Consider the following 7788-nt stretch of genomic DNA (forward strand, 5'->3'; position numbering starts at 1 on the left):
GGGCGGAGGGGGCGGAGGTGACGCCGATCGGCGCCCGGAAGCGGGCGAAGAAGGCCGAGCCGGCCGCCCGGAAGACGGCCGGCTCGGCGAAGAAGTCGACCGGTTCCACGGCTCGTACGCCGGCCGCCTCGCCCAAGCAGACCGGTGGCAAGAAGAGCGCGAGCACGGCGAAGAAGGCGTCGTCGTCCGGGGGGTCGGCGAAGGGCCGGTCGGGCTCGAAGTCGGCGGCGGCCGCGGCGGGGTCGGGGTCCGGCGGTGGCGCGTCCGCGAAGAAGTCGGCGGGCACGGCGGCGAAGAAGACGGCGGCGCCGGCCAGGAAGCGGTCGACGCGGGCCTCGGCGTAGGCGTCGGGCGCCGGCGCGTGAGCACGGCGCGCGACCATCGGCGTAAGTCGGCCCACATCATGTGAACACCGGTGGTACGGAACCAGTCATCGACGGTTCGCCTTCGAAAGCCCGGTACAGCCACTCATACGAGTGGATATCCGATCGCTGGCTCGCGAGCACACCCGAAGCGCGCTTTCCCCCGAGTAGGGTTGGCCGCACCTTGGATTCGATCTGATTCGTCTCTCATCGACTCCCCGCTCGCTCCTGAGCGGGGGCCCGCCACCACGGGGGCAGCGGCCCACGAGAGGGAAGGAGTCCGAGGTATGGCGAGACCACGAAGGAAGCGCCGCCGGCGACGGGACTGGATGCAGCTGGCGGCTCTCGTCCTCACGACGGTCACCGCCGTGGCGGGTTGCGTTGAGCAGTTCCTGACGTAGCGGAAGCAGCGGGATCGGTTCCCGGCTCATCCGACGCGAGGGGAACACGATGGTGGGCACTACGGACGAAGGGTCGCGGTTCGCATTGGCGAGCCCGGCCGGTGTCTAGTCGGCCGGGCCCACACAACGCCTCGCACGCGAGGGCCTGGCTCCGGTCACGACCGGAACCGGGCCCTTCGTGTCGCATGCGAGAGATCGCTCGCCCGCGTCGGGCCCGCACCACTCCCTGGCCACAGGCCGACGTCCCGCGACGGCGTGCCGCCTCGCGATGACGCTCCTTGATGACTGAGAGTGTTCGATGCTGCACATTGTGAGGATCACTCTAGCGCGCAAACCGCCACATCGGCGGGCTCGGCAGGGTTCTTCACCAGGGCAGCGGGGTGGCGATGGTGACGCGCCGGGTGGCGAAGGGGTGGCGAAAGAACGGATAGAAAGATCGTTTCGTTTACGTACAACCAGGTCAGCGCGGGTCATGGGACCAGGTGTGCGGGTGGCGAGGGGTGGCGAACAGGATCGACCATCCGTGGCCGGATCGACCCGTCCGTGGCCGGAAACGCGTCGGCGTGACCGATGCCCCTCGCGGCCCCGGGCGCGTCGCCACCGTTCGCCCCGCCACCAGGCCCCGCCGGGGCGTACGACAAAGCGGCCTCTGATCTACGTTTCCGCAGACCAGAGGCCGCTTTTCATCCACGTGGCGGGTGCAGGGTTCGAACCTGCGTAGGCGTAAGCCGACAGATTTACAGTCTGCTCCCTTTGGCCGCTCGGGCAACCCGCCGGGGATGTGGCCCGGGTCCCGCCGCTTTCGCCGCGGTGTTCCCTGGCAACGACGTAAACCATACCCGATGCCGGGGGGTGCTTCGCCACCTGGTCGATCACCGAAGGATCGCGAGGGAGGGTGGCTAGGCTGGCGGCTGCGGTTCGAGGGTTGGACCGCCGTCCTGAACGAATCTATGTACGAGGAGCCAACTCAAGATGGCCGACTCCAGTTTCGACATCGTCTCGAAGGTCGAGCGGCAGGAGGTCGACAACGCCCTCAACCAGGCGGGCCGCGAGATCTCGCAGCGCTATGACTTCAAGAACGTCGGAGCCTCCATCGAGTGGTCGGGCGACAAGATCGAGATGCGCGCCAACAGCGAGGAGCGGGTCAAGGCGATCCTCGACGTCTTCCAGTCCAAGCTGGTCAAGCGCGGCATCTCGCTGAAGTCCCTGGACGCGGGCGAGCCGCAGGCCTCGGGCAAGGAGTACAAGATCTTTGCCACGATCGAGGAGGGCATCTCCCAGGAGAACGCCAAGAAGGTCGCCAAGATCATCCGCGATGAGGGCCCCAAGGGCGTCAAGGCGCAGGTCCAGGGCGACGAGCTGCGGGTGTCCTCCAAGAGCCGCGACGACCTCCAGGCCGTCCAGCAGCTGCTCCGGGAGAAGGACCTGGACTTCGCGATCCAGTTCGTGAACTACCGCTAGCCGGGCCCTTCCGCCGGCACATCCGGTGCGTCCACGGCCCCCGGCGCGTCCACTCGACGCGCCGGGGGCCGTGGTTTCGTCAGCGCGCGGCGAAGGGGCGGTCGGAGGGGACGATCTCCCGCCCCAGGGGCATCAGCGAGACCGGGATCAGCTTGAAGTTCGCGATGCCCAGCGGAATGCCGATGATCGTCACGCAGAGGGCGATGCCGGTGACGATGTGGCCGAGGGCCAGCCACCAGCCGGCGAAGATCACCCAGATCACGTTGCCGATCAGGGAGCCGGCTCCCGCGTCACGGCGCTCCACCGTGGTCCGGCCGAACGGCCAGAGCGCGTACGCGGCGATCCGCAGCGAGGCGATGCCGAACGGGATGGTCACGATCAGCACGAAGCAGATCAGGGCCGCGACGACGTACCCGAGGGCCATCCACAGCCCGCAGAGGACCAGCCAGACGATGTTCAGGATGAACCTCATGTGCAGCAGCCTTCCGCGCGTCCGGGTTCCCGGGTCACTTGTCCGTCGCCTTCCCGGCGACTTCTCTCGTCCTTGTCCGTCTCTCTGTCCGTCTCTCTGTCGTCAAGACGCCTTGCCGTGCGGGCCGAGTTGCACACCTCGCGGGCCGGGGACCCTGAAAGACCCCCTAGGGGGCGCCGCGGTGGAACGGCCGGATCAGGGGCGGTGGCCCGCCATCTGTTCCAGCCGGGCGATGCGCTCGGCCATGGGCGGGTGGGTGGAGAACAGCTTGGTCAGGCCCTCGCCGGGCCGGAACGGGTTGGCGATCATCATGTGACTCGCGGTCTCCAGCCGGGGCTCGGGCGGCAGCGGGAGCTGCTTGGTGCCCGCCTCCAGCTTCCGCAGGGCATCGGCGAGGGCGAGCGGGTCGCCGGTGAGCCGGGCGCCCGAGGCGTCCGCCTCGTACTCGCGCGAGCGGCTCACGGCGAGCTGGATGAGGGAGGCCGCGATCGGCCCCAGGAGCATGATCAGCAGCATGCCGAGGAGGCCGGGGCCCTCCTCGTCGTCGGAGCGGCCCAGCGGGATCAGCCAGCCGAAGTTGACCAGGAACATCACCACGGAGGCGAGCGCTCCGGCGACCGACGAGATGAGTATGTCGCGGTTGTAGACGTGGCTGAGCTCATGGCCGATGACCCCGCGCAGCTCGCGCTGGTCCAGGATGCGCAGGATGCCGTCGGTGCAGCAGACCGCGGCGTTACGGGGATTGCGGCCGGTCGCGAAGGCGTTGGGCGCCTGGGTGGGCGAGATGTACAGCCGGGGCATCGGCTGGCGGGCGGCGGTCGAGAGCTCGCGCACCATCCGGTAGAGCTCCGGGGCCTCGAACTCGCTGACCGGTCGGGCCCGCATGGCGCGCAGGGCCAGCTTGTCGCTGTTCCAGTAGGCGTACGCGTTGGTGCCCAGCGCCACCAGGACGCCGATCACCAGCCCCGTACGCCCGAAGAGACTGCCGATGACGATGATGAGCGCGGACAGTCCCCCGAGGAGTACGGCGGTCTTCAGCCCGTTGTGCCGGCGGTGCACGGTACGCCCTCCCAGTGGTACGGGGGAACCTCTTGCTCTGGTCGGTCCACCTTCCAGTGGACCCTCCCGTACTGGTCAACGCCAGGCGACGGCCCCGGGTTCCCCAAGGCCGCAGGTGGGCGGGGGCGGGCAGGCTCTCAGAGCAGCGTCTGGGCCGCGAAGCGCAGGACGAGCTGCGGGGCGCCCGAGAGGACGACACCGGCCGCGGCCGCGAGGGCGATGGCCACGGTGAGCGGCGCCGGGACCGCGAGCCGGGCGGCGACGGCCACCGCTCCCCCGCCGGCGACGGCCCCCTCGTCCCCGGTCTCCGCCGCTGCCGGGGCCTTGGCCTCCGCGCCGCGGAAGAGGAGCGCGGTCCACTGGAGGTAGTAGTACAGCGCGATGACGACGTTCACGGCCATGACGACGGCCAGCCAGCCCAGGCCCGCGTCGACCGCCACGGAGAAGACGGTGACCTTGGCGAAGAGGCCGATGATGCCCGGGGGCAGGCCGGCCAGGCAGAGCAGGAAGAAGCCCAGGGCGAGCGCCGCGGCGGGCCGGGTGGCGTAGAGGCCGCGGTAGTCGTCCAGGCGGTTGGCCGGGCTCGTACGGGCCACCAGGGCGGCGACCGCGAAGGCGCCGAGGTTCACGGCGGCGTACATCAGGGCGTAGGCGACCGTGGAGCCGATGGCGCGGCCGGGGTCGTCGGTGGAGGCGGCGGCCGCGATCGGCACCAGGAGGTAGCCGGCCTGGCCGACGGAGGACCAGGCCAGCAGCCGCACCGCGCTGTGGGCGCGCCCCGGCGCCTGGCGCAGGGCGGCGACGTTGCCGGCGGTCATGGTGAGCGCCGCCAGGACGGCCACGGCCGGGCCCCAGACGTCCCCGTACGACGGGAAGGCGACGACCGTCACCAGGATGAGCCCGGAGAAGCCGACCGCCTTGCCGATGACCGACAGATAGGCGGCGACCGGCAGGGGCGCGCCCACGTACGTCTCGGGGACCCAGAAGTGGAAGGGCACGGCGGCGGTCTTGAAGGCGAAGCCGACCAGGGTCAGCGCGACGCCGGCGGTGGCCAGGGTGTCGAGCCGGCCGGGGACGTCCGCCAGGCCGCGGGCGATCTCCGTGAGGTGGAGGCTGCCGGTGGCGGCGTACACGAAGCTCATGCCCAGCAGGGTGACGGCGGTGGCGGTGACCGAGGACAGGAAGAACTTCAGGGCCGCCTCGGAGGAGAGCCGGTCGCCGTGGCGCAGACCGACCAGGGCGAAGGCGGGCAGCGAGGCGACCTCCAGGGCGACGACGAGCGTGGCCATGTCGCGGGAGGCGGGCAGCAGCGCGGCGCCGGCCGCGGAGGAGAGCAGCAGGAACCAGAACTCGCCCGCGGGCAGGCGGGTGTCGGTGACGGCGGTCATCGACAGCAGGGCGGTCAGCAGCGCCCCGCCGAGCACCAGGAACTGGACGACGAGGGTGAAGTGGTCGGCCGCGTAGCTGCACACCGCGGGGTCGGCGGTGAGGCAGAAGGTGCGCCGGTCGCCGTCGAGGAGGGGCAGCAGCGCGAGGGCGGCCAGGAGGAGGCCGCCGAGGGAGACCGGCCCCAGGAGGCGCTTGCGGCCCTCGGGCAGGAAGAGGTCGACCACGAGCACGGCCAGGGCGGTGACGGCCGCGATGGTGGGCGGGGCGATGGCGAGCCAGTCGACGGACTGGACGACGTTCTGGGTCATCAGCGGCCTGCTCCGAGGAGGGTCTGCACGGCGGGGTCGGTGAGCCCGAGCAGGGCGGCGGGCCAGAGTCCGGCGAGGACGGTGAGGGCGACGAGCGGGGTCCAGGCGGCGAACTCGTAGCCGCGGACGTCGGGCAGCGGGCCGCGGGGTGAGCCGGCGGCGGTCGGCGGGGTGGCGTCCGGGGCCGTCGCGGCGCTGCCTCCCGTGGCGGCCGCGGCGCCGGCCGCGGCTGTGGCGGCGCCCTTGGCCGTCGCGGTGCCGGCCGCGGCCGCCGGGCCGCCGTCCGGGTCGCCCATGCAGACGCGGCGCACCACGACCAGCAGATAGGCGGCGGTGAGCAGGGTGCCCAGGCCCGCCAGGGCCATGAAGGTCAGGAACGCCGGGCGGCTGAGGCCCTCGGCGGGGCGGAAGGCACCGAACATCGCCAGCATCTCGCCCCAGAAGCCGGCCAGCCCGGGCAGGCCGAGGGAGGCCACCGCGCCGAAGGCGAGGAGGGCGCCCAGGCGCGGGGCCCGGCCGTAGAGGGCGGCGCCGGTGGCCCCGGAGAGGGTGTCCAGGTCGGTGGAGCCGTAGCGCTCCTTGACCGCTCCGACCAGGAAGAACAGCAGGCCGGTGATGAGGCCGTGGGCGACGTTGGCGAACAGCGCGCCGTTGACGCCGGTGGGGGTGAGGGTGGCGATGCCCAGCAGGACGAAGCCCATGTGGCCGACGGAGGAGTAGGCGATCAGCCGCTTGAGGTCGCCCTTGGCGCCGGTGCGGGCCAGCGCGAGGCAGGCCAGGGAGCCGTAGATGATGCCGACGACGGCGAAGGCGGCCAGATAGGGCGCGAAGGTGTGGGCGCCGTCGGGGGCGATGGGCAGCACGATGCGGACGAAGCCGTAGGTGCCCATCTTCAGCAGCACCCCGGCGAGCAGCACGGAGCCGACCGTGGGGGCGGCGGTGTGGGCGTCCGGGAGCCAGGTGTGCAGCGGCCACATGGGGGTCTTCACGGCGAGGCCGACACCGATCGCGAGGACGGCGATCAGTTGCGTGGTGTGACCGAGCGAGGACCCGTTGTCAGTGGCGAGTGCCACCATGTCGAACGTGCCGCCCTTGAGACCGACGAGGAGGAGGCCGAGCAGCATGACCACGGAGCCGAGCAGGGTGTAGAGGATGAACTTCCAGGCGGCGGCCTGCCGCTGCTCGCCGCCCCAGCGGGCGATGAGGAAGTACATCGGGATGAGCACCATCTCGAAGGCGAGGAAGAACAGCAGCAGGTCGAGGACGGCGAAGCTGGCCAGGGTGCCGGACTCGAGGACGAGCAGCAGGGCGACGAAGCCCTTGGCGGAGGGGCCCTGCGGCATGCGGAAGTACGAGTAGAGGGCGCAGAGGAAGGTCAGCAGCGCCGTCAGGACGACGAGGGGGAGGGACACGCCGTCGACGCCGAGGTGGAGGCGGACGTCGAGGGCCGGAATCCAGCTGATGTCGGTGGTGGCCTGCATCGTCGCCGGGCGGTCGTGGTCGAAGCCGACGGCGAGGGCGACGGACAGGGCGAGGACGGCGCCCGTCACGGTCACCCCGTGGCGCAGCACGGCCTGCTCGGGGCCGCGCCCGCGCAGCCCGGGCGGGGCGGGCAGCAGGCCGCCGACGGCGCCGACGAGGGGGAGGACGACGATGGCCGCGAGGAGGAACTGCATGGCGGTGTGATTCACGGGTCAGGCCCCCGCTGCGAGAAGGACGGCGGCGACGGCCAGGACGACGGAGCCGGCGAGGACGGCGCTGACATAGGTCTGCACATTGCCGGTCTGGGCGCGGCGGACGGCCGTGCCGAGCAGCCGGGCGCCGCTGCCGGCGCCGCGCACATAGGTGTCGACGACCTCGCGGTCGAGGAAGCGGACGAGGCTCGCGCCGGCGCGCACCGGGCGGACGAAGAGGGCCGTGTAGAGGGCGTCGAGGTGGAAGCCCTGGGCGGCGTGGCGGTGGAGGGGGCCCAGCAGGAGCCGGCCGGGGTCGGCGGGGTCCCTGGCCGCGACCGGGTCGCCGTAGACCTCCTCGTGGGTGGCGATGGCCTCGATCTCGGTGAGGGCCGGCTCGGCGTGGGGGTGGGCGGTCACCGCGCCGAGCGGGGTGCGCGCCGCGGCGGCGGTGGTGTGCCGCCAGGCGGCGTAGGTGACGAGCGCGCCGGCGAGGGCGAGGCCGGTGCCGACGACGGAGGTAGTGAGGGTCGGGGCGAGCGAGTGGTCGTCGAACCAGCCGGGCAGCACGCCGACGGCGACGCCGAGGGCGGTGGTGGGGACGAACAGCACCCACAGCACGGCGTTCATGACGAAGGGGGTGCGGACGGGGTGGCCCTGGGG

General features: G+C 71.9%; 6 protein-coding genes, 1 tRNA gene and 1 pseudogene. 1 reads left to right on the forward strand and 7 read right to left on the reverse strand.

Annotated features, from left to right (window positions below):
• Positions 1-382, reverse strand: a 382-nt coding sequence (locus ACSNOD_RS25375; protein WP_436769370.1) for a hypothetical protein, incomplete at its 3' end; no start/stop codon positions are given.
• Positions 383-1455: 1073 nt separating this feature from the next.
• Positions 1456-1538, reverse strand: a tRNA-Tyr gene (locus ACSNOD_RS25380).
• 197 nt (positions 1539-1735) lie between these two features.
• Between ACSNOD_RS25380 and ACSNOD_RS25385 the strand changes: the two genes are divergently transcribed.
• Positions 1736-2224, forward strand: coding sequence for a YajQ family cyclic di-GMP-binding protein (locus ACSNOD_RS25385; protein ID WP_436769371.1), 489 nt, complete (start codon positions 1736-1738; stop codon positions 2222-2224).
• 79 nt (positions 2225-2303) lie between these two features.
• Here ACSNOD_RS25385 and ACSNOD_RS25390 read toward each other — a convergent pair whose 3' ends face one another.
• From ACSNOD_RS25390 to ACSNOD_RS25410, 5 genes and pseudogenes are all read right to left on the reverse strand, one after another.
• On the reverse strand, positions 2304-2696 hold the full coding sequence (locus ACSNOD_RS25390) for a YccF domain-containing protein (RefSeq protein WP_436769372.1): 393 nt from the start codon (positions 2694-2696) through the stop codon (positions 2304-2306).
• A 195-nt stretch (positions 2697-2891) separates the two neighbouring features.
• A complete protein-coding gene (gene htpX, locus ACSNOD_RS25395; RefSeq protein ID WP_436769373.1) occupies positions 2892-3755 on the reverse strand; it encodes a zinc metalloprotease HtpX in 864 nt (287 codons plus the stop codon).
• Between the two features lie 137 nt (positions 3756-3892).
• The gene (locus ACSNOD_RS25400) at positions 3893-5452 is read right to left on the reverse strand and encodes an NADH-quinone oxidoreductase subunit N (protein ID WP_436769374.1); all 1560 of its coding nucleotides are present in this window, start codon (positions 5450-5452) and stop codon (positions 3893-3895) included.
• Positions 5452-7128, reverse strand: coding sequence for a complex I subunit 4 family protein (locus ACSNOD_RS25405; RefSeq protein ID WP_436769375.1), 1677 nt, complete (start codon positions 7126-7128; stop codon positions 5452-5454). Before ACSNOD_RS25405 ends, ACSNOD_RS25400 begins: the two co-directional genes overlap by 1 nt.
• An 18-nt stretch (positions 7129-7146) precedes the next feature.
• Positions 7147-7788, reverse strand: a pseudogene (locus ACSNOD_RS25410) (NADH-quinone oxidoreductase subunit L); the annotation flags it as partial.

The organism is Streptomyces sp. URMC 123 (genome assembly GCF_051386515.1).
GTDB lineage: Bacteria > Actinomycetota > Actinomycetes > Streptomycetales > Streptomycetaceae > Streptomyces.

Bases quoted from the DNA above. Each gene is read 5' to 3' on its own strand.
- ACSNOD_RS25385 (WP_436769371.1), top strand. From the start codon at position 1,736: ATGGCCGACTCCAGTTTCGACATCGTCTCGAAGGTCGAGCGGCAGGAG.
- ACSNOD_RS25390 (WP_436769372.1), bottom strand. From the start codon at position 2,696: ATGAGGTTCATCCTGAACATCGTCTGGCTGGTCCTCTGCGGGCTGTGG.
- ACSNOD_RS25400 (WP_436769374.1), bottom strand. From the start codon at position 5,452: ATGACCCAGAACGTCGTCCAGTCCGTCGACTGGCTCGCCATCGCCCCG.
- ACSNOD_RS25405 (WP_436769375.1), bottom strand. From the start codon at position 7,128: ATGCAGTTCCTCCTCGCGGCCATCGTCGTCCTCCCCCTCGTCGGCGCC.